21 protein-coding genes are annotated in these 23,029 nt (G+C 62.0%); 12 read left to right on the top strand and 9 right to left on the bottom strand.

The genetic code is table 11. The features are described 5' to 3' along the window. Nucleotides 1–210: 210 nt before the first annotated feature. Complete coding sequence (gene acs / locus Q9451_RS10215) at nucleotides 211–2,172, bottom strand: acetate--CoA ligase (protein WP_012273570.1); 1,962 nt, start codon at nucleotides 2,170–2,172, stop codon at nucleotides 211–213. Between the two features lie 398 nt (nucleotides 2,173–2,570). Here acs and Q9451_RS10210 point away from each other — a divergent pair, with 398 nt between their 5' ends. Further along, entirely contained in the window at nucleotides 2,571–2,825 is a 255-nt protein-coding gene (locus tag Q9451_RS10210) for a DUF2790 domain-containing protein (RefSeq protein WP_003260110.1), read from the top strand. A gap of 153 nt (nucleotides 2,826–2,978) precedes the next feature. Here Q9451_RS10210 and Q9451_RS10205 read toward each other — a convergent pair whose 3' ends face one another. Next, complete coding sequence (locus Q9451_RS10205) at nucleotides 2,979–4,538, bottom strand: sigma-54-dependent phenylalanine hydroxylase transcriptional regulator PhhR (RefSeq protein WP_012273571.1); 1,560 nt, start codon at nucleotides 4,536–4,538, stop codon at nucleotides 2,979–2,981. 256 nt (nucleotides 4,539–4,794) lie between these two features. On the opposite strand from Q9451_RS10205, the gene phhA reads away from it, so the two are divergent. The 5 genes from phhA to Q9451_RS10180 all read left to right on the top strand — a co-directional run bounded on the left by phhA (nucleotide 4,795) and on the right by Q9451_RS10180 (nucleotide 8,576). Continuing rightward, the gene (phhA, locus tag Q9451_RS10200; RefSeq protein ID WP_012273572.1) at nucleotides 4,795–5,583 is read left to right on the top strand and encodes a phenylalanine 4-monooxygenase; all 789 of its coding nucleotides are present in this window, start codon (nucleotides 4,795–4,797) and stop codon (nucleotides 5,581–5,583) included. A 39-nt stretch (nucleotides 5,584–5,622) separates the two neighbouring features. Next, the gene (locus Q9451_RS10195; protein ID WP_012273573.1) at nucleotides 5,623–5,979 is read left to right on the top strand and encodes a 4a-hydroxytetrahydrobiopterin dehydratase; all 357 of its coding nucleotides are present in this window, start codon (nucleotides 5,623–5,625) and stop codon (nucleotides 5,977–5,979) included. 179 nt (nucleotides 5,980–6,158) lie between these two features. Further along, a complete protein-coding gene (locus Q9451_RS10190) occupies nucleotides 6,159–6,992 on the top strand; it encodes a tyrosine-protein phosphatase (RefSeq protein WP_012273574.1) in 834 nt (277 codons plus the stop codon). 177 nt (nucleotides 6,993–7,169) lie between these two features. After that, on the top strand, nucleotides 7,170–7,298 hold the full coding sequence (locus tag Q9451_RS10185; RefSeq protein WP_256098753.1) for a hypothetical protein: 129 nt from the start codon (nucleotides 7,170–7,172) through the stop codon (nucleotides 7,296–7,298). Between the two features lie 90 nt (nucleotides 7,299–7,388). Beyond that, nucleotides 7,389–8,576: an MFS transporter gene (locus Q9451_RS10180; RefSeq protein ID WP_012273575.1), complete on the top strand. Its 1,188-nt coding sequence runs from the start codon at nucleotides 7,389–7,391 to the stop codon at nucleotides 8,574–8,576. A 37-nt stretch (nucleotides 8,577–8,613) separates the two neighbouring features. On the opposite strand, the gene Q9451_RS10175 is transcribed toward Q9451_RS10180, so the two are convergent. Next, nucleotides 8,614–11,634: an FAD-binding and (Fe-S)-binding domain-containing protein gene (locus tag Q9451_RS10175; RefSeq protein WP_012273576.1), complete on the bottom strand. Its 3,021-nt coding sequence runs from the start codon at nucleotides 11,632–11,634 to the stop codon at nucleotides 8,614–8,616. A 152-nt stretch (nucleotides 11,635–11,786) separates the two neighbouring features. Here Q9451_RS10175 and Q9451_RS10170 point away from each other — a divergent pair, with 152 nt between their 5' ends. After that, the gene (locus tag Q9451_RS10170; protein ID WP_012273577.1) at nucleotides 11,787–12,671 is read left to right on the top strand and encodes a LysR substrate-binding domain-containing protein; all 885 of its coding nucleotides are present in this window, start codon (nucleotides 11,787–11,789) and stop codon (nucleotides 12,669–12,671) included. Between the two features lie 68 nt (nucleotides 12,672–12,739). On the opposite strand, the gene Q9451_RS10165 is transcribed toward Q9451_RS10170, so the two are convergent. The 6 genes from Q9451_RS10165 to Q9451_RS10140 all read right to left on the bottom strand — a co-directional run bounded on the left by Q9451_RS10165 (nucleotide 12,740) and on the right by Q9451_RS10140 (nucleotide 19,257). After that, nucleotides 12,740–14,158, bottom strand: coding sequence for an amino acid permease (locus Q9451_RS10165; protein ID WP_176729487.1), 1,419 nt, complete (start codon nucleotides 14,156–14,158; stop codon nucleotides 12,740–12,742). A gap of 646 nt (nucleotides 14,159–14,804) precedes the next feature. Then, nucleotides 14,805–15,872: a 23S rRNA pseudouridine(2605) synthase RluB gene (rluB, locus tag Q9451_RS10160; RefSeq protein ID WP_012273579.1), complete on the bottom strand. Its 1,068-nt coding sequence runs from the start codon at nucleotides 15,870–15,872 to the stop codon at nucleotides 14,805–14,807. 273 nt (nucleotides 15,873–16,145) lie between these two features. Then, on the bottom strand, nucleotides 16,146–16,916 hold the full coding sequence (gene scpB, locus Q9451_RS10155) for an SMC-Scp complex subunit ScpB (RefSeq protein WP_012273580.1): 771 nt from the start codon (nucleotides 16,914–16,916) through the stop codon (nucleotides 16,146–16,148). Next, nucleotides 16,903–17,628, bottom strand: a complete 726-nt coding sequence (locus Q9451_RS10150; protein WP_171577266.1) for a ScpA family protein — start codon at nucleotides 17,626–17,628, stop codon at nucleotides 16,903–16,905. The genes scpB and Q9451_RS10150 overlap by 14 nt, the downstream gene beginning before the upstream one ends. Before the next feature lie 125 nt (nucleotides 17,629–17,753). Further along, the gene (locus Q9451_RS10145; RefSeq protein ID WP_041166767.1) at nucleotides 17,754–18,383 is read right to left on the bottom strand and encodes an L-threonylcarbamoyladenylate synthase; all 630 of its coding nucleotides are present in this window, start codon (nucleotides 18,381–18,383) and stop codon (nucleotides 17,754–17,756) included. 13 nt (nucleotides 18,384–18,396) lie between these two features. Next, nucleotides 18,397–19,257, bottom strand: a complete 861-nt coding sequence (locus Q9451_RS10140; RefSeq protein WP_012273583.1) for a PHP domain-containing protein — start codon at nucleotides 19,255–19,257, stop codon at nucleotides 18,397–18,399. Between the two features lie 67 nt (nucleotides 19,258–19,324). On the opposite strand from Q9451_RS10140, the gene Q9451_RS10135 reads away from it, so the two are divergent. The 5 genes from Q9451_RS10135 to Q9451_RS10115 all read left to right on the top strand — a co-directional run bounded on the left by Q9451_RS10135 (nucleotide 19,325) and on the right by Q9451_RS10115 (nucleotide 22,956). Further along, nucleotides 19,325–19,918: a septation protein A gene (locus Q9451_RS10135; protein ID WP_060492935.1), complete on the top strand. Its 594-nt coding sequence runs from the start codon at nucleotides 19,325–19,327 to the stop codon at nucleotides 19,916–19,918. A gap of 1 nt (nucleotide 19,919) precedes the next feature. Further along, nucleotides 19,920–20,219, top strand: coding sequence for a YciI family protein (locus tag Q9451_RS10130; protein WP_012273585.1), 300 nt, complete (start codon nucleotides 19,920–19,922; stop codon nucleotides 20,217–20,219). 142 nt (nucleotides 20,220–20,361) lie between these two features. Beyond that, nucleotides 20,362–21,039 carry a response regulator transcription factor gene (locus Q9451_RS10125; protein ID WP_012273586.1) on the top strand — a complete coding sequence of 226 codons (678 nt, stop codon included), beginning with the start codon at nucleotides 20,362–20,364 and terminating at the stop codon, nucleotides 21,037–21,039. Between the two features lie 101 nt (nucleotides 21,040–21,140). Next, the gene (locus tag Q9451_RS10120) at nucleotides 21,141–21,557 is read left to right on the top strand and encodes a hypothetical protein (protein ID WP_012273587.1); all 417 of its coding nucleotides are present in this window, start codon (nucleotides 21,141–21,143) and stop codon (nucleotides 21,555–21,557) included. Nucleotides 21,558–21,615: 58 nt separating this feature from the next. After that, nucleotides 21,616–22,956, top strand: coding sequence for a HAMP domain-containing sensor histidine kinase (locus tag Q9451_RS10115; RefSeq protein ID WP_012273588.1), 1,341 nt, complete (start codon nucleotides 21,616–21,618; stop codon nucleotides 22,954–22,956). The last annotated feature ends 73 nt before the right edge of the window (nucleotides 22,957–23,029 follow it).

Here is a 23,029-nt window from a genome sequence, read left to right as displayed (position 1 = left end):
AGCGTGCTGTGTTGCACAAAATGGCTACTGGAATGCACCGAAATGGCCCGGATTTGTTTCCTGGCGCCCCGAACCTGTGCGGAAACGGTGACAGAAGAGTTACCGATGAATGTCGGGTAACAGTAAAGCAAAAACCCCGCCGGTTGCCCGGGCGGGGTTCTCTGATGCGTGCACACCCCCTGCAGGAGTGGCCCGCGCTCTGCCTCGATATCAGGCAGAAGCCAGGTTCATCGCCTTATGAGTGTCGATCAGGTGCTGCACCACGCCAGGGTCGGCCAAGGTCGAGATATCGCCCAGGGCATCGTACTCACCGGTGGCGATCTTGCGCAGGATCCGACGCATGATCTTGCCCGAGCGAGTCTTCGGTAACCCAGGCGCCCACTGGATCACATCCGGCGAAGCGATCGGGCCGATTTCCTTGCGCACCCAGTTCTTCAGCTCCAGACGCAATTGCTCGCTGGCCTCGATACCGGCATTGAGGGTGACATAGACATAGATGCCCTGCCCCTTGATGTCGTGCGGCACGCCAACCACTGCGGCCTCGGCAACCTTCGTATGCGCGACCATCGCACTTTCGATCTCGGCAGTGCCCATGCGGTGGCCGGAGACGTTGAGCACGTCGTCCACACGGCCGGTGATCCAGTAGTAGCCATCCTCGTCACGGCGCGCACCGTCGCCGGTGAAGTACATGCCACGGAAGGTCTTGAAGTAGGTGTCGACGAAGCGGTCGTGGTCGCCGTACAGCGAACGCGACTGGCCCGGCCAGGAGTCCAGAATTACCAGGTTACCTTCGGTGGCACCTTCGATCAGGTTGCCCAGGTTATCGACCAATGCCGGCACCACACCAAAGAACGGACGGGTTGCCGACCCCGGTTTCAAGCCGGTGGCGCCAGGCAGCGGGCTGATCAAAATGCCGCCGGTTTCAGTCTGCCACCAGGTGTCGACGATCGGGCAACGCTCCTTGCCTACGGTCTTGTAGTACCAGTTCCAGGCTTCTGGGTTGATCGGCTCACCCACCGAACCCAGAAGGCGCAGGCTGGAGCCGTCTGCTCCCTCTACAGCCGCTTGCCCTTCGGCCATCATGGCGCGGATGGCAGTTGGCGCGGTGTAGAGGATGTTGACCTTGTGTTTGTCGACGATCTTCGACACGCGGGTGATGTCCGGGTAGTTAGGCACGCCCTCGAACAGCAAGGTAGTGGCGCCGTTGGCCAGCGGGCCGTAGACGATGTAGCTGTGGCCGGTGACCCAACCGACGTCGGCGGTGCACCAGTACACCTCGCCCGGGCGGTAGTCGAAAACGCGCTCATGGGTCAGTGCCGCGTACACCAGGTAACCGCCGGTGGTGTGCAGCACGCCCTTCGGTTTGCCGGTGGAGCCGGAGGTATAAAGGATGAACAGCGCTTCTTCGGCACCCATCTCTTTCGGCGCGCAGTGGCTGGAGGCCACTTTCATCAGGTCTTCGTACCAGATGTCGCGGTGTTGGTGCCAGGCAATGTCGCCACCGGTGCGCTTGCACACGATGATTTTCTGCACACTGCTGGTTTCAGGGTTGGTCAGTGCCAGGTCGACGTTAGCCTTGAGCGGGGTACGACGGCCGCCACGCACGCCTTCATCGGCGGTGATCACCACCTTGGACTTGCAGTCGATGATACGGCCGGCCAGCGCCTCGGGCGAGAAACCGCCAAACACCACCGAATGAATCGCACCGATACGGGCACAGGCCAGCATGGCAACCACAGCCTCGGGGATCATTGGCATATAGATGGTGACTACGTCACCCCGGTGCACGTCCTGGCCGCGCAGGGCGTTGGCGAACTTGCAGACCTGCTCGTGCAGTTCGCGGTAGGTGATGTTGCGGTGTTCGGAAGGGTCGTCGCCTTCCCAGATGATGGCCAACTGGTCGCCGCGCTCTTCAAGGTGGCGGTCCAGGCAGTTGGAGGAAACGTTCAGAGTGCCGTCGGCGAACCATTTGATATCGACATGGTGGTCGTCGAAGGAGGTCTGCTTGACCTTGGTGAACGGCTTGATCCAGTCGATGCGCTGGGCCTGCTCGCGCCAGAAGCCGTCCGGGTTGATCACCGACTGCTGGTACATGGCCTTGTAGGTGGCCTCGTCGGTCAGGGTAGTGGCCGCAACCTCGGGACGAACGGGATACAGTGGAGCCGCACTCATCTGTGTTACCTCGGTGTAATAGTTGTTTTTGTATGGAACCGTTTGTAACTGTACCAGAGCGACAAAAGCCATTCGACGTTGGTAGTAATTTGGTACGCCCGTTCCGGCAGAGCGCTCTGGCGCGGGCATTACAGCCCAGGCAGAGAGGAAAAGAGGGGCTTTGCCACAGGATTGTTACAGATTCTGTCAAAACACTTTATCAAAAGACCCACTGTTTCAGCTTTGGCCACAGCCATAAAATTCACCTCGCCAGCAACGGCAAGGCGATTAACAACTGGTAACAGCCCCCACGAAGGCAAGCGTTGATCTCCATCTCATCCCGATAGTTAAAACTAGCAGTACTCGCGGCGCCATAAGCGCCGCGTGCCCCCTCACGACCTTAGACAGGTAAATAGAAAATGAAAGCTTTACTGGTATTGGTACTTGGCAGTCTTTGCGGCGCGGCGATGGCCGGCGAAGCTAAAGATGCCGAGCAGATTCCGGTCGAACAGTACAGTTACTCGCAACACCTGGACATTGCCCGTGTCATCTCCATGAGCGAAGTGCCCAATGTGTGCGAAGTCGTGCCAGCCCGTATGACCTACGAGGACTCCAAGGGCCAGAAGCACATTCTCGAATACCGCGTGATGGGGAACGGCTGCTCTAACGGCTGATACCTTCCGAATCAGGGGCCCTGCGGGCCCCTTTCGCGGCACAAGGCCGCTCCCACAGGTATTGTGCTCTACCGAAGAGCAGCACATTACCTGTGGGAGCGGCCTTGTGTCGCGAAAGGACTGCGAAGCAGTCCCAGGTTCTTTGGCCAATAACTAATCCGTCGACTTGTTAAGCGCGTAATCTCTCAACTTGTTGGCAATTGTCGTGTGCGAAACACCCAATCTTTTCCCTAACGCCCGACTACTCGAAAATTCCCCCATCAAACTTTCCAGTACCGCTTTCTCAAAGCGCCCGACAATCTGCGAAAGATCCCCTTCCAATGAAAACTCGCCCAACGGCTGCCGCGCGCCATAATCCGGCAGGCGTATATGCTCGCTTTTGACCACGCCGCCTTCGCATAAAGAAACCGCTTGGAACAATACGTTTTCCAATTGCCTTACATTGCCCGGCCAATGGTATTGCCCAAGTTTTTCCATTGCCGCCGGCGCCAGGCGCGGCATGGCGCAGCCGATCTGTCGGCTGGCCTGATCGAGAAAGTGCTGCACCAGCCCCTCCAGCCCATCCATGCATTCACGCAAAGGCGGAATGTGCAGCGACAATACGTTAAGGCGGTGATAAAGGTCCTGGCGAAACTCGCCACGGGCACACAGTTCGGACAAATCCACTTGGGTCGCGCAAATCACCCGCACATCCAGGTACACCTCTTCATCGCTGCCGACCCGGCGAAAACAGCCGTCCTGCAGAAAGCGCAGCAGCTTCACCTGCAAGCGCGGGCTCATCTCCCCTACCCCATCAAGGAACAGCGTGCCACCTGCGGTCAGCTCCAACAGCCCAAGCTTGCCTTCGGCCCGCGCTCCTTCGAATGCTCCAGGGCCGTAACCGAACAGCTCGGTCTCGGCCATCGACTCGGGCAACCCAGCGCAGTTGAGCGCCATCAGCGGCGACTGCCCACGCGGGCTGGCCAGATGGCAGGCGCGCGCCAGCAGCTCCTTGCCAGTACCGGTTTCGCCCTCGATCAGCAACGGCGCATCCAGCGGCGCCATGCGCCGCGCTTCACGCACCACCGCAGCCATCACCCGTGAGCTCTGGAAGATGCTGTCGAAACCGCGTAGCTCCTGCTTGCGCACATTGTAGATACGCTCGCCGATGCGATCAGCCCGATGCAGGGTAAGTACCGCGCCAGCCAGCGCCTCGCTCTCGTCGTGCTCGGACTGCAGCGGTGCGATATCGGCCAGGAACACATCACCCTTGACCTTGATACGCAGGCCATTGATGCGTGACTTGTTGGCCCTTACCAGCTCCGGCAGGTCGAAGTCTTCTACATAGCGCGCCAGCGGCATGCCCGGCACTTCGTCTACCCGCACCCCTAGCAACTGTGCGGCGGAACGGTTGGCGGCAACGATGCTGCCTCCCATGTCGATCGATAGCACCGGGAAATCCAGCGCCCCGAGCAGCGCATTCAGCTCCATGTGCCGGCGCTCACTGGGCATCAGGCCCACGCGCTTCACGCCAAATACCCCGGCTATGGCCTCGAACTTCGGTCGCAAGGCTTGGAACTGCAGATTGATCAGGTTCGGGCAGTGCAGGTAGATGGCGTTGCCATGGTCACCGCCCACCTCGCCGCGCAGTACGTTGATGCCGTACTCGACCAGCAGGTTGAGGATGTCGCGCAGGATGCCAATGCGGTTCTGGCAATGCACTTTGATACGCATGAGGGCTCTCGAAGCGCCAATGTTTTTCAACACCGCGCGGAAAAGTCGTAAAGATAAGCTGACAAAAACTGCGTAAACATCAGCCAGATGCCTCGGATTTTCCGACACCCGCGCAACTTTGTAAAATTATCGTTACGAAAAACCCGTTTGCGACGCTTCGCGGCAGCGGTCAGCCCCCGTGCAAAATCGCCGGTGAAGGGATATTTCTTGGGTATGTCCTGCACATAACAAGAAAAGCCCTCACCAGGAGAGCCTCATGAAACAGACGCAATACGTGGCACGCGAGCCCGATGCGCATGGTTTTATCGATTACCCGCAGCAAGAGCATGCGGTGTGGAACACCTTGATCACCCGCCAGCTGAAAGTGATCGAAGGCCGCGCATGCCAGGAATACCTGGACGGCATCGACCAGCTCAAGCTGCCCCATGACCGCATTCCGCAGTTGGGCGAGGTCAACAAGGTGCTGGGCGCCACCACCGGTTGGCAGGTTGCCCGGGTGCCGGCGCTGATCCCCTTCCAAACCTTCTTCGAGCTGCTGGCCAGCAAGCGCTTCCCGGTCGCCACGTTCATCCGCACCCCGGAAGAGCTGGACTACCTGCAAGAGCCCGATATCTTCCACGAGATCTTCGGCCACTGCCCGCTGCTGACCAACCCCTGGTTCGCCGAATTCACTCACACCTACGGCAAGCTCGGCCTGGCTGCGACCAAGGAACAACGCGTGTACCTGGCGCGCCTGTACTGGATGACCATCGAGTTTGGCCTGATGGAAACCCCGCAGGGCCGCAAGATCTATGGCGGCGGCATCCTCTCGTCGCCTAAAGAGACCGTCTACAGTCTGTCTGGCGAGCCCGAGCACCAGGCCTTCGACCCGATCGAGGCCATGCGTACGCCGTACCGCATCGACATCCTGCAGCCGCTGTATTTCGTGCTGCCGAACATGAAGCGCCTGTTCGACCTGGCCCATGAAGACATCATGGGCATGGTCCACGAAGCCATGAAGCTGGGCCTGCACGCACCGAAATTTCCACCCAAGGTCGCTGCCTGAGCGACCTTGCCGATAACAACTCGAACCGGAAAACACCTCATGAATGCCTTGAACCAAGCCCATTGCGAAGCCTGCCGCGCCGATGCGCCGAAAGTCACCGACGAAGAGCTGGCAGAGCTGATTCGCGAAATCCCGGACTGGAATATCGAAGTACGCGACGGCCATATGGAGCTGGAGCGCGTGTTCCTGTTCAAGAACTTCAAGCACGCCCTGGCATTCACCAATGCCGTGGGCGAAATCGCCGAAGCCGAAGGCCACCACCCAGGGCTGCTGACCGAGTGGGGCAAAGTTACCGTGACCTGGTGGAGCCACTCGATCAAAGGCCTGCACCGCAACGACTTCATCATGTGTGCACGCACTGACAAGGTCGCCGAGGTGGCCGAAGGCCGCAAGTGACACCCTTACCCCGTAAGCCTGACTACGACGCACGCGCCGTGGTCAGGTTCACACACGCTGGCTCCCCACATCTGTCAAACCCAATCGCCCCATACCCTATCCCTCTCGGAATCAGCTGCTGAAACGATTGCCGCACTTCTTTGAAACTAGGCGCTCTTCAAATCCCAGAGACAGAGAAGATGCTCCTATCATCGTACAGCTCCGAATTGAAAACCGCGCTTGGCGCTTCGCAGAAAGCCTGCGCCAGCCCAGGTATTACCAGGCTTGATACACCGCGCTTGCCCAGCATGGACAACTTCCGTGATGTAGCGGGAACCGTCACGGCATACTCCACCTGCTACGGAACCCTGCGCAGCAACGCGTTCTACCGAAGCAACGCCGTGATTCCCTCCGCTGCCGACATGCTCGTGCTGGAGCAACTGGGCATTCGCGCCATCTTCGACCTGCGAGCCGACCAAGAGATCGAAGCAGAACCAGACGTGCTTCCCACCGGCGCCACCTACCGGCAGTTCAACGTCTTGCGTGAGCGCTTCGAAAGGTTCGACCGCAACGCACTTCGCCTTGAAAGCGCGGAACAGACCGCCGCATTCATGCAGGATCTAAATCGCGACTTTGTCCTGAGTGCTGCAATTCGAGAGGTGTTAAACGAAGTCCTGACCACAATGGCCGAAACCCAAGGCCCGGTATTGTTTCACTGCTCCGCGGGCAAAGACCGAACCGGCTGGGTATCGGCACTGCTGTTAAGCATTGCAGGTGCCGATGAGGCCACGCTCAGGCACGATTACCTGGCAACCAACACCTACACTGCACAACGCGTCAACGCTGCGCTGGCAGCCATGCCAGAAGCAACAAGGGCCATCTACACGCCGGTCATGGGCGTCGATGCGCGCTACCTGAACGCCGCACTCGAACAAGTGGCCATCGCTTACGGCGACATGGACAACTACCTACATAATGGCCTGAACCTCTCCCGGCAGACATCAAGCGATCTACGCAGCAAACTGCTCGCGTGACCTGAAAGGCCGCAGCAGTCAGCGGCCTCCCCAGATCCGATATTCGCCCGCAAAACCGACAAACGAACGGGAAAAAATCCAAACTGTCATCCAGACTTGTGTATCCTGCCCCAGCTTTGCGAAGCTCCAAACGCGCCTGGCGCAGACTTTTCACTCACACTTGCGAGGAACGACGAGATGCATGAGATCCCGAATCTTCCCTTCCCAAGCCTGAACCCAGAAGAGCCAACCGTGACCGTTCACGCCGAACCGGCAGCTGCCGTCGAGCAGGATGGTGACGATCAATCCAGCGCTGACCAGGACTAACCGCGCATCCCCGACTGTGTGAAAACGGCTGACCTGCGGGCCACCCCCGTCATCACGTTTTCACACCGTCCTGAACACATGTAGGCCCCCATGCCCGACTCACCGCGCCCCCTTGCGGTCACCCTGCAAGTCGTTTCCATCGTTCTCTTCACCTTCATCGGCTACCTGAACATCGGCATTCCACTGGCCGTGCTACCTGGCTATGTGCATAACGACCTGGGCTTCAGCGCCGTGGTCGCTGGCCTGGTGATCAGCGTGCAATACCTGGCCACCCTGCTCAGCCGCCCTACCGCCAGCCGCATCATCGACAACCACGGCAGCAAGAAAGCCGTGATGTACGGCCTTGCCGGCTGCGGCCTCAGCGGGGTGTTCATGCTGGCGTGCGCCTTCCTCACCCACCTGCCCTGGCTGAGCCTGGCTTGCCTGCTGGTCGGCCGCCTGGTACTGGGCAGCGCTGAAAGCTTGGTGGGGTCGGGTGCGATCGGCTGGGGTATCGGCCGGGTAGGCGCCGCCAACACAGCCAAGGTCATTTCCTGGAACGGCATCGCCAGCTATGGCGCACTGGCCATCGGCGCTCCACTGGGCGTGCTGATGGTCAAGGGGCTGGGGTTGTGGAGCATGGGTGTGAGCATCATCCTGCTGTGCATCATCGGCCTGCTGCTGGCCTGGCCCAAGCAGGCCGCCCCCATCGTCAGCGGCGTACGCCTGCCATTCCTGCGGGTGCTGGGCAAGGTGTTCCCGCATGGTTCGGGCCTGGCCCTGGGCTCGATCGGCTTCGGCACCATCGCCACCTTCATCACCCTGTACTACGCCAGCCGAGGCTGGTCCGATGCGGCGTTGACCCTGAGCCTGTTCGGCGCCAGCTTCATCAGCGCGCGGCTGCTGTTCGGCAACCTGATAAACCGTATCGGCGGCTTCAGGGTGGCAATCGCCTGCCTGTCGGTGGAAACACTCGGGCTGCTGATGCTGTGGCTGGCCCCCAGTGCCGAAATGGCCTTGGCGGGTGCAGCACTGAGCGGGTTTGGTTTCTCGCTGGTGTTCCCGGCGCTGGGCGTGGAGGCAGTGAACCAGGTGTCGGCGGCCAACCGTGGGGCCGCGGTTGGGGCGTATTCACTGTTCATCGATTTGTCGCTGGGGGTGACCGGACCACTGGTGGGCGCGGTGGCGGCGGGGTTCGGGTTTGCTTCGATGTTTCTGTTTGCGGCGACTGCCGCAGCTTGCGGGCTGGTGTTGAGCTTGTATCTGTACAGACAAGCGCGGCGGCATCGAGATCATTGAAAGCAGGGGGCGCTTTGCGCCCCCGAGGCCCTGAAGGTTAACGCTGGGCGTACTGCAACACCACTTCCAGCGGGTGGCGCATCTTGCGTTCGGTCATGCGCTTGACCTGGCTACGGCACGAATAACCGGTCGCCAGCGGCTCTCCTTCCTTGTCCAGCTTGGTCGCCCAGCTCTGCTCGAAGATGGTCCGCGAGGTTTCCTGATTGCGCGCTTCGTGCCCATAAGTGCCGGACATGCCGCAGCACCCCGTGGCCTCGGTCACCAGCTTCAGCCCCAAACGGGCAAACACCTGCTCCCACTGCTTGGTACTGGCCGGCACGTTGGTCTTCTCGGTGCAGTGTGCCATCAAGCGGAAGTTACCCGGTGCGGTCGGCGCCTGCTCAGGCAGCACATTCATCAGCCACTCCTGCGGCAACAGCACCTGCGGGCAGCCTTCCAGGCCCGGCACCTTCTGGTACTCCTGGCGATACACCAGGGTCATCGCCGGGTCCAGCCCTACCAGCGGCACGCCGCATTCGGCCAGGGCCTTGAGCTGGGTGGCGTTGCGGAGCGCCGCCTTGGCAAACGCACCCAGGAAGCCCTGTACGTGCAGCGGCTTGCCGTTGGCGCTGTAAGGCGCCAGGAACACCCGGTGGCCCAGGCGATGGGCCAGGTCGATGAAGGCCGACAGCAGCGGCGTTTCAAAGTAGCGAGTGAAGGCATCCTGCACCAGCACGATGCTGCGCTCGCGCTGGGCCGGGGTCAGCTCGCGCAGTGTCGGCACCGTGGCCACGCCAACGCGGCAGCGGGTCAGGGTGGCCTGGAAGTTGAAGCGGCTGATCAGCGGGCTGTCGACCATCCCCACCTTGTCGGCCAGCAGCTTGCTCACCCACTTCGAGCCCATCACGGCGTTGTACAGCCCCGGCGCATGGGCCAGGTACGGGATGGTGAACTCCAGCGAGCCAATCAGGTAGTCACGCAGCGGGCGCTGGTAGCGACCGTGATACAGCTCGAGGAAGCGCGAGCGGAAGTCCGGCACGTTGACCTTGATCGGGCACTGCCCGGCGCACGACTTGCACGCCAGGCAGCCGGCCATGGCGTCGTATACCTCATGGGAAAAGTCTTCCTGGCCCTGGCTGCGTGCGCGGTTATTGCGCAGGCGCACCGGCAGGCCCTTGAGCCACGACACCTTGCTACGCGCCGCCGCCAGCACGTCGATGTTCGCCTCGCCCTGCAGGCGCAGCCACTCGCGCATCAGCGAGGCGCGACCCTTGGGCGAATGCTGACGCTCGCGGGTAGCCTTCCACGACGGGCACATGGCGTCGTTGGGGTCGTAGTTGTAGCAGGCGCCATTGCCGTTGCAGTGCACGGCACTGGGGAAGTCCTGCCACACGCGCTCGTCGATGGTACGGTCGAGGTCGCCGCGCAGGGTCACGCCATCGACCGGAGTCAGGCCCTCTGAGCTGCCCAGTGGGGTGCAGATCTTGCCGGGATTGAGCTGGTTGTGCGGGTCGAACGCACCCTTCAGACGCTGCAGCGCCGGGTACAGCTCGCCGAAGTACTCCGGCACGTATTCCGAGCGCAGGCCCTTGCCGTGCTCGCCCCACAGCAGGCCGCCGTAGCTTTTGGTCAGAGCGGCAACGGCGTCGGAAATCGGCTTGACCAATGCGGCCTGCGCCGGGTCTTTCATGTCCAGTGCCGGGCGCACGTGCAGCACGCCGGCATCGACATGGCCGAACATGCCGTAGGCCAGGCCGTAGCCATCGAGCAGCGCGCGGAAATCGGCGATGTAGTCGGCCAACTGCTCCGGCGGTACGGCGGTGTCTTCAACGAACGGCTGCGGGCGTACCTCGCCTTCGACGTTGCCCAGCAGCCCTACCGAACGTTTACGCATGGTGTACACGCGAGTGACTGCCTCCGCCCCCTCGGCAAGGGTGTGGCCCAGGCGCTCGACGCTGGTATCGCTTTGCAGGTGCTGGATGAACGCCTGCACCTTGGCGTTGACCTCAGCCGGCTCGTCGCCACAGAACTCCACCAGGTTGATACCCAGGGTCGGGCGCTCGGGGTCGGCCGGGAAGTACTCGGCAACGCTGTGCCAGACGATGTCTTTCATCGCCAGCATCAGCACCTTGGAATCAACCGTCTCGATCGACAGCGGCTTGTGCGCCATCAGCGCATTAGCGTCGCGCAGCGCGTCCATGAAGCTGGTGTAGCGTACGTTGACCAGCACCGCGTACTTGGGGATCGGCAAAACGTTGAGCTTGGCTTCGACCACGTAGCCCAGCGAGCCCTCGGCGCCACACAACACGCTGTTGAGGTTGAAGCGCCCCTGCTCGTCGCGCAGGTGCGCGAGGTCGTAGCCGGTCAGGCAACGGTTGAGCTTGGGGAAGGTGGTTTCGATCAATTCGCCCTGGGTTTGCTGAATGTCCCGGGCCATGCGGTACACCTCGCCGACCCGGCCGGGCGCGGCACAGGCTTGCTCCAGCGCGGCATCGCCGATCGGCAGGCTGTGCAGGCGCTCACCACCGAGCAGCACGCTGTGCAGCTCCAGTACGTGATCGCGGGTTTTGCCGTAGGTGCAACTGCCCTGGCCACTGGCGTCGGTGTTGATCATGCCGCCAACCGTGGCGCGGTTGGAGGTGGACAGCTCAGGGGCGAAGAACAGCCCGTGCGGCTTGAGCGCAGCATTGAGCTGGTCCTTGACCGTACCGGCCTGCACCCGTACCCAACGCTCCTCGACGTTGATTTCGAGGATCTTGTTCATGTGCCGCGACAAGTCGACGACGATACCGTCGGTCAGCGACTGCCCGTTGGTGCCAGTGCCACCGCCGCGCGGGGTCAGCTTGACCTGCTGGAAGCGCGGCTCGCCCATCAGCGTGGCGACCCGCGCCACATCGTCGGCATCCAGCGGAAACACCGCCGCTTGCGGCAAGCGCTGGTAGATCGAGTTGTCGGTGGCCAGCACGGTGCGGGTAGCGTAGTCGGCACTGATCTGGCCACGGAAGCCGCTGTTGCGCAGGGCTTCGAGGAATTCGGGGTAATTGGCGCTCGGTGCAACGGTCGACAGCTGGGCGATCATCGAAGGATGGCCTCTTGATATTGGCTTATTCACGGGATTCCTGTCGCTCCGGCATGGGTTGATGCATGCAGGGATGACGTATAGGCCAATGTTCCTGTAGTTTCGCTTCAGGGGCAAATGGATAATCCTGCCGCTATCAATGACTTTTATGAATGAATTACCGCCACCTGACCCCATCCATGTCGTTGCTGCTGGCTTTCGAGGCCGCCGCCCGGCATGAAAGCTACACCCGCGCCGCTGCCGAACTGTCACTGACCCAGAGCGCGGTCAGCCGCCAGGTGCAGGCGCTGGAGCAGCAGCTGGGCCTGACCTTGTTCCGCCGTGAGGGGCGCCAAGTACAGCTGACCGATGTCGGCCGCCTGTACCAGCGTGAGCTCAGCGAGGCGCTGGGGCGCATCCGCAGCGCCACCCTGCAGGCGCTGGCCTACCAGTCGGGGGTGGGCACCTTGCGCCTGGCCACCCTGCCTACCTTCGGTTCGAAATGGCTATTGCCGAGGCTGCATGCGTTCTACAGTGCCCATCCGGGCATGCTGGTACACATTCATTCACGCATCGAAGCCATCAACTTCGACACCAGCGAAATCGACGCTGCCATCGGCGTGGCCAGCCACGACCTGCCGGGGCTGATCTGCCATCGCCTGCATGCCGAGGAACTGGTGGTGATCCTGCCGCCCGAGGCTGGCGCGGCCAGCCAGAACTGGAGCCCGACAAGGATCAGTGAAGAGGTGTTGTTGAATGTGGCCAACAACCCACACGCCTGGGGCGAGTGGTTTTCGCACCATGGCCTGCCGCACCGGTCGATGCGCCTGGGCCCGAGTTTCGAACTGACCTCGCACCTGATCCAGGCGGTGCGCGCCGGGATTGGTATCGGCCTGGTGCCGCGCATTCTGGTGGAGGAAGAGTTGGCCAAAGGTGAGCTGTACAGCCCGGGGGTGGCGTTTGCCAGCCAGCGCAGTTATTACCTGATCTACCCGCCCAGGAATGAGGCCTTGCCTTCGCTACGGGCATTCAGGAGCTGGTTGCTGGAGCAAATCTGAAGCACAGGCAACGAAAAACCCCAAGCCGGTCACCAGACTTGGGGTTTCTGCATGCTGCCGCAGCTACGTTACTTGGCCACGTGACCCGCAGCACCACCGGCATTGAGCTTGCGGCGCGGCTTGACCATGTAGATCACAAACATCCCGAACAGCCAGAACGGAATGGCATACACCGACACCTGAATACCCGGGATCATCAGCATGATGCCAAGGATCAGCACCACGAAGGCCAGCACCAGGTAGTTGCCGTAGGGGTACCACAGCGCCTTGAACAGCGGCTTCTGGCCGGTACGGTCGAGGTGCTGACGGAACTTCAGGTGCGAATAGCTGATCATCGCCCAGTTGATCACCAGGGTCGCCACTACCAGCGACATCAGCAGCTCCAAGGCGTTCTGAGGCATCAGGTAGTTGAGCAGCACGGCGACGAAGGTAAAGGCAGCCGACACCAGGATCGAACGCACTGGCACGCCACGCTTGTCGACTTTGGCCAGCGACGCCGGGGCATCGCCCTGCTCGGCCATGCCCAACAGCATGCGGGCATTGCAGTAGGTGCCGCTGTTGTACACAGACAGCGCAGCGGTCAGTACCACGAAGTTCAACAGGTGGGCGGCCACGTCACTGCCCAGCAGCGAGAACACCTGCACGAACGGGCTGCTGCCGTAGCTGCCACCCGAGGCATCGATGCTGGCGACCAGGTTGTCCCACGGGGTCAGCGACAGCAGCACCACCAAGGCACCCACATAGAAGATCAGGATGCGGTAGATGACCTGGTTGATCGCTTTGGGGATCACGGACTTCGGCTTGTCGGCCTCGGCGGCGGTAAAGCCGAGCATTTCCAGGCCACCAAAGGAGAACATGATGAACGCCAGGGCCATCACCAGCCCGCTGACACCGTTCGGGAAGAAGCCGCCATGGGACCACAGGTTGGCGACAGTGGCGTCCGGGCCGCCGCTGCCGCTGGTGAGCAGGTAGGCACCCAGGCCGATCATGCTGACGATGGCGACCACCTTGATGATGGCAAACCAGAATTCAGCTTCACCGAAGAACTTCACGTTCATCAGGTTGATGGCGTTGATCAGCACGAAGAACGCCGCCGCCGTGACCCAGGTAGGGATTTCCGGCCACCAGTAGTGAACATACTTGCCGACCGCCGAAAGCTCCGACATGCCCACCAGGATGTACAGCACCCAGCAGTTCCAGCCCGACAGGAAGCCGGCGAAACCACCCCAGTAGGTATGGGCGAAATGGCTGAACGAGCCGGCCACCGGCTCTTCGACGATCATTTCGCCAAGCTGGCGCATGATCATGAAGGCGATGAAGCCGCAAATGGCGTAGCCAAGAATCATTGACGGGCCGGCGGATTTCATCACGCCTGCCGAGCCGAGGAACAGGCCAGTACCAATCGCACCACCCAGGGCGATCAATTGGATATGGCGGTTCTTCAGGCCCCGCTTTAGCTCGCCTGAATGCATGTTTTGTCCACTCATGAACGAAGTCACCTGCATTGTTTTTATCTGTGACGGAATCGGACCCACCGCGCTCGTGGCGCAGCGGAATGGGCAAGGTGGTTACCTTGGGTTTCTTGACCTCAGGTGCCGCCGGGGCGGGTCAACCAGGCGTGATCAAGAGTGCGCGGTACGCAAAAGGGTCACAGGTAAAACGCGGCGCACTGTATACCCCTGCAAGCGCGCAGGCGTCAACGCGTTGCGTCCTTCCATCCGGAAAAAACGCAGCGATCCTGTGGTGTGGGCCTTGAAAGGCGGAGTGATCGGCGTACATGGCGCCTCCATTTGTTGTTTTGTCAGCCCGGCTCTGTGGATGGGCTCTTGCACACGGCAATGGCGGCTATAACACCGTGGGGACGGGGGTTTGGGCAAGGGCGAGCAGTGCCGCTACGGCTGCTTTGGCCTGCGGGCGCCGGCAAGGTTTGTTTACAGGATCGGATGCGATCTGAAATGCAGACTGAAAACGGCTGCATTCGTAAAAATTTCTTTACAGGCCGGTTCAAGAACTTGCCAGTCGTCAGAAAAATTCTTTTTGTTCAATATCTTGGGGCTGCTGCGCAGCCTCAGGTTTCCACAGACATAAAAAAACCAGCCCGAAGGCTGGTTTCTTGGTTACCACACCGGCTTGTCAGCCACGCGGCTTGCCGCGGCCACGGCCTGCCGGCTTGTCACCCTCCGGCTTGGCCGGACGCTTGCGCATTTCGCTCGGACGCTCGGCCACCGTGCTGCCACGGGTGTTCTTACGCGGGGCCTCTTCACGCGGTTGGCGCGCCGGGCGCTCGCCGGTGGCTGCACCTTCGTGAGCCGGGCGCAGGTTGCGCACGCGCTCACCACGGCCCAGCGGGCGGGTCGACTTGCGCTGCAGGCGCTCCATCTTGTCCTTGGCCTTGAGCTTCATGGCAGGCAGCGCGACTGGCTGCAGGCCCACTTCGGCGGCGAGGATGTCGATTTCACCCTGGGTCATTTCACGCCAGCGGCCCATCGGCAGGTCGGAGTTGAGGAACACCGGACCGAAACGCACACGCTTCAGGCGGCTGACCACCATGCCCTGGGATTCCCACAGGCGACGCACTTCACGGTTACGGCCTTCCATCACCACGCAGTGGTACCAGTGGTTGAAGCCTTCACCACCCGGTGCCTTCTGGATGTCGGTGAACTTCGCCGGGCCGTCTTCCAGCATCACCCCGGCTTTCAGGCGTTCGATCATCTCGTCGTCGACTTCACCACGCACACGCACCGCGTACTCACGGTCCATCTCGTAGGACGGGTGCATCAGGCGGTTGGCCAGCTCACCGTCGGTGGTGAACAGCAGCAACCCGGTGGTGTTGATGTCGAGGCGGCCGATGTTGATCCAGCGGCCTTCTTTTGGCCGTGGCAGGCGGTCGAACACGGTCGGGCGGCCTTCCGGGTCGTCACGGGTGCAGATTTCGCCATCGGGCTTGTTGTACATGATCACCCGACGGGTGGCCTCGGCGGCTTCCTCGCGCTTGATCAGCTTGCCGTCAACGGCAATGGCATCGTGCAGGTCGACGCGCTGGCCGAGGGTGGCCTCGACGCCGTTGACCTTGATGCGGCCCTGGCTGATCCAGGCCTCGACGTCACGGCGCGAGCCCACGCCAATGCGCGCCAGCACTTTCTGCAGCTTTTCGCCGGATGGAGGGGTGATTTCGGTATCTTGCAGGTCTTGCTCACTCATCTGGGCACCTCCCGGTGTAGGAATGAAAACAGGTTCTTGGCGACGAACGCGCCAAAAGGTCGCGCATCATACGCGGTTCAGGGGGATAACGCACTGGAGGGTAGAGGGTTTTATGGGCTTTGGCAGGGGTTTCTGCCTAATGGTGGTGCATTGGCAGTGCCGGCCTTTTCGCGGGTAAACCCGCCCCCACAGGTACTGCATCACTTTCAAGGCCTGTGGTATCCCTGTGGGAGCGGGTTTACCCGCGAAGAGGCCGTCACAGGCAGCAGCAGGTCAGGGCTGCAACTTGCCCTCTTCTTCCGCGGAAGCCTCAGGCTCATCCTCGCGCAAGTCATCAAAATCGGTCTTCAGCCCCTCTTCCATGGCATCCAGCTCCACCAACAGGCTACGGAAGCTGGTCTCTTCCTTCGGCTCGCCAGCCTCTTCCTCCTCGCCCAGGCTGGCATCCGCCAACGCCTGCAAGTGCGCCGGCACTGGCGCATCGTCCGGGTCGAGCAGCGGCTCGGGCTCCATTTCGCGCAACTCGGCCAAAGCCGGCAGCTCCTCTAGGCTCTTGAGGTTGAAATGGTCGAGAAACGCCTTGGTGGTGGCGAACATCGCCGGCCGACCCGGTACTTCCCGATAGCCCACCACGCGGATCCACTCGCGCTCCATCATGGTCTTGATGATGTTGCTGTTCACTGCAACACCCCGCACGTCTTCAATCTCGCCACGGGTGATCGGTTGGCGGTAGGCGATCAAGGCCAAGGTTTCGAGCAACGCACGCGAATAGCGTTGCGGGCGTTCTTCCCACAGGCGCCCGACCCAGGGCGCATAGTCCTCGCGGATCTGCAGGCGGTAACCGCTGGCCACTTCCTTGAGCTCGAAGGCACGGCCGCTGCACGACTTGCCCAGTACCTCCAGGGCCTGCTTGAACACGTGCGGCTCGGGGCGCTCGGCCTCATCGAGCAGCTCGTACAGGCGCTCCAGGGATTGCGGCTTGCCCGATGCCAGCAAAAAAGCTTCGATCAGCGACGCCAGGTCGCGGGGGTCATTCAAATTCATCAGGTTCTTCAACAAGCGCCGGGCGAAGCCGCACATGGATGGCGGCGAAGGGTTCATTCTGCACCAGTTCGATCAGCGATTCCTTCACCAGTTCGAGCACCGCCATGAAGGTGACCACCACCCCCAGCTTGCCCTCTTCGGCGGCGAACAGCTCGACGAATGGCACGAACGCACCGCCCTTGAGGCGCTCCAGTACCTGGCTCATGCGCTCGCGGGTGGACAGCGTCTCACGACTGATCTGATGGCTTTCAAACAGGTCGTTGCGTCGCATCACCTCGGCCATGGACATCAGCAACTCTTCCAGGCTGACCTGCGGCAACAGCTTGCGCACCTTGGCCTGCGGTGCTTCCAGGCGCGGCACCACGACATCGCGCCCCACCCGTGGCAGTTCATCGATGCCCTCGGCCGCGGCCTTGAAACGCTCGTACTCCTGCAGGCGGCGAATCAGTTCGGCACGCGGGTCGCCCTCTTCCTCCTCGACGTCGGCAGAGCGCGGCAGCAGCATGCGCGACTTGATCTCGGCGAGCATGGCGGCCATCACCAGGTACTCGGCGGCCAGCTCCAGACGCACGCTTTTCATCAATTCCACGTAGCCCATGTACTGCCGGGTGATCTCGGCCACGGGGATGTCGAGGATGTCGATGTTCTGCTTGCGGATCAGGTACAGCAACAGGTCCAGCGGGCCTTCGAAGGCTTCGAGGATGACTTCCAGGGCGTCTGGTGGGATGTACAGGTCCAGCGGCAGTTCGGTCAGGGCTTCGCCGTAGACCAAAGCCAGTTGCAGTTGCCGAGGCAACTCGGCCTGTTCGGCCGGTGCCTCAGGCGCTTCCACCTGGCTCACGCGTTGACCAGGAACGGCGTGGGGTCGCCGCAACCTTCGCGGATCAGTTCCGGCTCGTCACCGGACAGGTCGATGATGGTCGACGCCTTGAGGTCGCCGAAGCCGCCGTCGATCACCAGGTCGACATGGTGCTCCAGCCGCTCACGGATCTCGTAAGGGTCGGTCATCGGCTCGCTGTCGCCCGGCAGGATCAGGCTCACGCTCATCAGTGGCTCGCCCAACTCGGCCAGCAAGGCCAGGGTAATGACGTGGTTCGGTACACGCAGCCCGATGGTGCGGCGCTTGTCGTGCAACAGCAGGCGCGGCACTTCACGCGTGCCGTTGAGAATGAACGTGTAAGGCCCCGGTACATGCGCCTTGAGCAGGCGAAAAGTGCCGGTATCGACCTTGGCGTACAAGCCCAGTTGCGACATGTCGCAGCACATCAGGGTGAAGTTGTGCGTCTTGTCCAGCCCGCGCAGGCGCCGCACCCGCTCGATGGCGTTCTTGTCGCCCATCTGGCAACCCAGGGCATAGGCCGAATCCGTCGGATACACCACCACCCCCCCCTTGCGGATGATCTCGACGGCCTGTTTTATCAAGCGCGCCTGTGGGTTCTCCGGATGAATCTGGAAAAATTGGCTCACGTAGTCGTCCTGTTCATAGCGCCAAAGGCTGTTCATGGCTGAATCGACGCCACAAAGGTGGCAGGTCCTCGGGCAAAGGCCGATAGGCACCAATCTCGCCCCAGGTGCCGGGGCCGTGGAAGTCACTGCCAGCGCTTGCCAGCAGGCCGAACTCACGGGTAAGGATGGACATGGTGCCCACTTGCTCGGCAGGCATCATCCCATTGACCACCTCAAGCGCCTGCCCTCCTGCCTGAATATAGTCGGCAATCAGCCGTCTGCGCTTGCTGCGGGTCAGATCGTAATGCATGGGATGCGCCAGGCTTACCCAAGCGTTGGACTGCCTTAGCGTGGCAACGGTTTCGTCAAGGGACGGCCAGTGCTGCTTGACGTCGCCCAGCTTACCGGCGCCCAGCCACTTGCGAAACGCTTCGCCCCGGTCCTTGACGTGCCCGGCACGCACCAGGTGCTCGGCAAAATGCGGGCGCGCCGGTGCGTTGCCGCTGTCACCCAGTTCTTGCTGAACGGCGCGCGCACCTTCAAGGGTGCCGGGCATGCCTTTGCCCGCCAGCCGTTTGTCTATTTCTTCGGCGCGCAACCAGCGGCCGCGGTGCAATGCCTCGATCGCAGCCAGCAACGGCGGTGCGTCGAGCGGGAAGTCATAGCCCAGCACATGGATGGTCGCACCACCCCAGGTGCAGGACAACTCTACCCCGCTGACCCAGCGCATACCCAGGTCAACGCAGGCCTGGCGCGCTTCAGGCAGGCCTTCGATGGTGTCATGGTCAGTCAGTGCCAGCGTTTGCACCCCGTGCTCATGGGCCCGGGCAACCAGTACCGTAGGCGACAGGGCGCCGTCGGAGGCCGTGCTGTGACAGTGCAGATCAACATTCATGGGGGAGCGCTTTCGCTGGATTCGATGTTTGTTATTATGCCGTCACATCCCGATTCTGGCTGCCATTGTGAAACAATTCATCGATTTCATCCCGCTGCTGCTGTTCTTCATCGTCTACAAGCTCGACCCGCGCCCCATGGAGGTCGCCGGCCACAGCTTCGAATTCGGCGGTATCTACAGCGCCACGGCCATGCTGATCATCAGCTCGCTGGTGGTGTACGGTGCGCTGTTCCTGCGCCAGCGCAAGCTGGAAAAGGGCCAGTGGCTGACCCTGATCGCCTGCCTGGTGTTTGGCGGCCTGACCCTGACCTTCCACAGCGAAACCTTCCTCAAGTGGAAAGCACCCGTGGTGAACTGGTTGTTCGCCCTGGGCTTTGCCGGCAGCCACTTCATCGGCGACCGGGTGCTGATCAAGCGCATCATGGGCCATGCCCTGACCCTGCCGGATGCCATCTGGTCGCGCTTGAACCTGGCGTGGATCGCTTTCTTCCTGTTCTGCGGCGCGGCCAACCTGTTCGTCGCCTTCACCTTCCAGGACTTCTGGGTGGACTTCAAGGTGTTCGGCAGCCTGGGCATGACCGTGATCTTCCTGGTGGCGCAAGGCGTGTACCTGTCGCGCCACCTGCACGACGACCCTTCTACCTCCAAACCCAAGGATTGACATGCTCTACGCCATTATCGCCAGCGACGTCGCAAACTCCCTGGAAAAGCGCCTGGCTGCCCGCCCGGCGCACATCGAACGCCTGCAGCAGCTCAAGGCCGAAGGCCGCGTAGTGCTGGCCGGCCCACACCCGGCCATCGACAGCAACGACCCGGGCGAAGCAGGGTTCAGCGGTAGCCTGATCGTTGCCGAATTCGAATCGCTGGCGGCGGCGCAGGCCTGGGCCGATGCCGATCCGTACATTGCCGCAGGCGTCTACGACAAGGTAGTGGTCAAGCCGTTCAAGCAAGTACTGCCCTGATCTGAAGCCGCACAGCTTTTTTGCGCTCAAGCCCGCGAAGAAGCTGATGCGGTATTGGCAGTTATACGGTTGCCATCAGTCTGCGGTATCTTTGCCACTGGCGGGCCGAATAGCCGCCGTCAATGGTTGAATTGAGTGAGTCATGAGCGAGCTGTTACTGATTGATGATGACCAGGAACTGTGCGAGCTGCTCGGCAGCTGGCTGACCCAGGAAGGGTTCACGGTGCGTGCCTGCCACGATGGCCAGAGCGCACGCCGGGCCCTGGCCGAGCATGCCCCTGCTGCCGTGGTGCTGGATGTGATGTTGCCCGACGGCAGCGGCCTGGAGCTGCTCAAACAGCTGCGAAGCGAGCATGCCGAGCTGCCGGTGCTGATGCTGTCAGCCCGTGGCGAGCCGCTGGACCGCATCCTCGGCCTGGAACTGGGCGCCGACGACTACCTGGCCAAACCTTGCGACCCGCGTGAGCTCACCGCTCGCCTGCGCGCGGTACTTCGCCGCAGCCACCCCACCGCCACCACCAGTCAAGTGGAGCTGGGTGACCTGGTGTACAGCCCTGCACGTGGCGTGGCCAGTATCGATGGCCGCGAAATGACCCTGACCCTGTCCGAAAGCCGCATCCTCGAAGCCCTGCTGCGCCAGCCCGGCGAGCCACTGGACAAACAGGAACTCGCGCAGATCGGCCTGGGCCGCAAATTGACCCTGTATGACCGCAGCCTGGACATGCATGTCAGCAACCTGCGCAAGAAGATCGGCCCGCATGCCGATGGCCGGCCACGCATCGTGGCATTGCGTAGCCGTGGTTATTACTACTGCCTCTGAGCATCTTTACCGAGCCTTTACCATCCCCTGACTGCGCTTGACGGTGATCTCCCTAGACTGTGCTCATCCGGTAACCACCGGCCTATGAAAGGAGAGACACCATGCGCAAGACCCTTATCGCCCTGATGTTCGCCGCCGCTCTGCCGACCGTGGCCATGGCCATGCCTGACGGCGGCCCGCACCACGACGGCCCGCATCATCGCGGTGATGCGCCTTTCCACCAACTGGACCTGAGCCGCGACCAGCGCCAGCAGATCGGCAAGCTGATGGGCGAGCAGATGCAACAGCGCCGCGACATCACGGAGCGCTACCTGGCCAAACTGCCGGCCGCCGACCAGAAAGCCATGAAGGACGAACTGCAGGCCAACCGCGACAAGACCGACAGCGCGGTACGCAACCTGCTCAAGCCTGACCAGCAGAAGAAGTTCGACGAACTGCAAAAGGAACGCGCCGCCAAGAAAGCCGAGTGGCAGGAGTTCCAGGCCTGGAAAGCTGAAAAAGGCACCAAGGCCCAGTAAGCTGTCCACCCCATGCCCGGCCCGCGTCACTGCGGGCCGGGCTTTTCCCGTTTAGGAGGTGCACTTGCGTTCACTGTTCTGGCGCATCCTGGCCAGCTTCTGGCTCGCCATCACCCTGGTCGCCGGGCTGTCGATCCTGCTGGGCCACATGCTCAACCAGGACGCCTGGATCCTTAGCCGCCATCCGGGCCTGAATACCCTGGCCAGCAAGTGGGCCAAGCATTACGAGCAGGAAGGCCTGGATTCGGCTCAGCACTTCCTGGAAAGGCGCAAAGATCGCTACAAGATCGACGTGCAGGTGCTCGACGACAGTGGCGAGGCCGTGGTGCCCGGGACCTTCCCGCGCCGTGCGGCCGCCTTCGAGGCGCGTCAGCACAATGACCAGCGACGCCTGCCATGGCGTCGGCTGACCGAGGAATACACCAGCCCCGAGACCGGCGATACCTACTTGCTGATCTACCGCATCCCTCACCCGGCGCTGGATGCCTGGCACCGCGAGAGCCTGATGTGGCCGCTCAGTGCACTGGGCATTGCCCTGGTCGTGCTGACCCTGTTCAGCCTGCTCGTAACCCTGTCCATCACCCGCCCGTTAAGCCGCCTGCGCAGCGCTGTACACGACCTGGGCCAGACCACCTACCAGCAGAACAGCCTGGCGCGTCTGGCTGCGCGGCGTGACGAGTTCGGTGTGCTGGCCAAGGACTTCAACAAGATGGGGGCGCGCCTGCAAAGCACCATCGGCAGCCAGCGCCAGCTGCTGCGCGACGTGTCTCACGAGCTACGCTCGCCCCTGGCCAGGCTGCGCATCGCCCTGGCCTTGGCCGAGCGCGCAGGGCCCGAGCAGCGGGAGACCCTGTGGCCGCGCCTGACCCGCGAATGCGACCGCCTGGAAGACCTGATCAGCGAAATTCTCGCCCTGGCCCGAGTGGATGCCGAACAGGCTCATGCCGAACCGGTCGACCTCAACGCCCTGCTCGGCAGCGTGCGCAAGGACGCCCTGCTCAGTGCGCCAGACCAGGATGTGCGCCTGGAGGCGCAACCGGGGTTGACCTTGCAGGGTTGGCCAACGCTGATCGAGCGGGCCGTGGACAACCTGCTGCGCAATGCCCTGCGCTTCAACCCGGTAGGGCAGCCGGTCGAAGTCAGCGCCGTGCGTGAACAGGACCGTATTGTGATCAGCGTGCGTGACCATGGCCCCGGGGCGGCAGCGGAGCACCTGGCACAACTGGGCGAACCGTTCTTCCGCGCACCGGGGCAGGACGCGCCGGGGCATGGGCTGGGGCTGGCGATTGCGCGCAAGGCGGCGGAGCGCCATGGCGGGAGCCTGGTGCTGGACAATCACCCACAGGAAGGATTTGTAGCTCGGCTGGAGTTGCCCCTGGCTGATGCGGCTGGCAGTTGATGTGATGTAAAGGCCACTGACCTCTTCGCGGGTAAACCCGCGAAGAGGCCGGAAGCCTCAATAAATCAATCTG

This window comes from Pseudomonas sp. NY8896, assembly GCF_039634505.1.
The sequence above is the reverse complement of the archived record's forward strand: the minus strand, read 5'-3'. Positions and strand labels throughout refer to the sequence as shown.

Coding starts and splice junctions, on each gene's coding strand:
- Q9451_RS10210 (WP_003260110.1), top strand. CDS start 2,571: ATGAAAGCTTTACTGGTATTGGTACTTGGCAGTCTTTGCGGCGCGGCG.
- Q9451_RS10190 (WP_012273574.1), top strand. CDS start 6,159: ATGCTCCTATCATCGTACAGCTCCGAATTGAAAACCGCGCTTGGCGCT.
- Q9451_RS10140 (WP_012273583.1), bottom strand. CDS start 19,257: ATGAATGTTGATCTGCACTGTCACAGCACGGCCTCCGACGGCGCCCTG.
- Q9451_RS10185 (WP_256098753.1), top strand. CDS start 7,170: ATGCATGAGATCCCGAATCTTCCCTTCCCAAGCCTGAACCCAGAAGAG.
- Q9451_RS10120 (WP_012273587.1), top strand. CDS start 21,141: ATGCGCAAGACCCTTATCGCCCTGATGTTCGCCGCCGCTCTGCCGACC.
- Q9451_RS10180 (WP_012273575.1), top strand. CDS start 7,389: ATGCCCGACTCACCGCGCCCCCTTGCGGTCACCCTGCAAGTCGTTTCC.
- Q9451_RS10170 (WP_012273577.1), top strand. CDS start 11,787: ATGAATTACCGCCACCTGACCCCATCCATGTCGTTGCTGCTGGCTTTC.
- rluB (WP_012273579.1), bottom strand. CDS start 15,872: ATGAGTGAGCAAGACCTGCAAGATACCGAAATCACCCCTCCATCCGGC.
- Q9451_RS10175 (WP_012273576.1), bottom strand. CDS start 11,634: ATGATCGCCCAGCTGTCGACCGTTGCACCGAGCGCCAATTACCCCGAA.
- scpB (WP_012273580.1), bottom strand. CDS start 16,916: ATGAATTTGAATGACCCCCGCGACCTGGCGTCGCTGATCGAAGCTTTT.
- Q9451_RS10205 (WP_012273571.1), bottom strand. CDS start 4,538: ATGCGTATCAAAGTGCATTGCCAGAACCGCATTGGCATCCTGCGCGAC.
- phhA (WP_012273572.1), top strand. CDS start 4,795: ATGAAACAGACGCAATACGTGGCACGCGAGCCCGATGCGCATGGTTTT.
- Q9451_RS10195 (WP_012273573.1), top strand. CDS start 5,623: ATGAATGCCTTGAACCAAGCCCATTGCGAAGCCTGCCGCGCCGATGCG.
- Q9451_RS10130 (WP_012273585.1), top strand. CDS start 19,920: ATGCTCTACGCCATTATCGCCAGCGACGTCGCAAACTCCCTGGAAAAG.
- Q9451_RS10165 (WP_176729487.1), bottom strand. CDS start 14,158: ATGAGTGGACAAAACATGCATTCAGGCGAGCTAAAGCGGGGCCTGAAG.
- Q9451_RS10125 (WP_012273586.1), top strand. CDS start 20,362: ATGAGCGAGCTGTTACTGATTGATGATGACCAGGAACTGTGCGAGCTG.
- acs (WP_012273570.1), bottom strand. CDS start 2,172: ATGAGTGCGGCTCCACTGTATCCCGTTCGTCCCGAGGTTGCGGCCACT.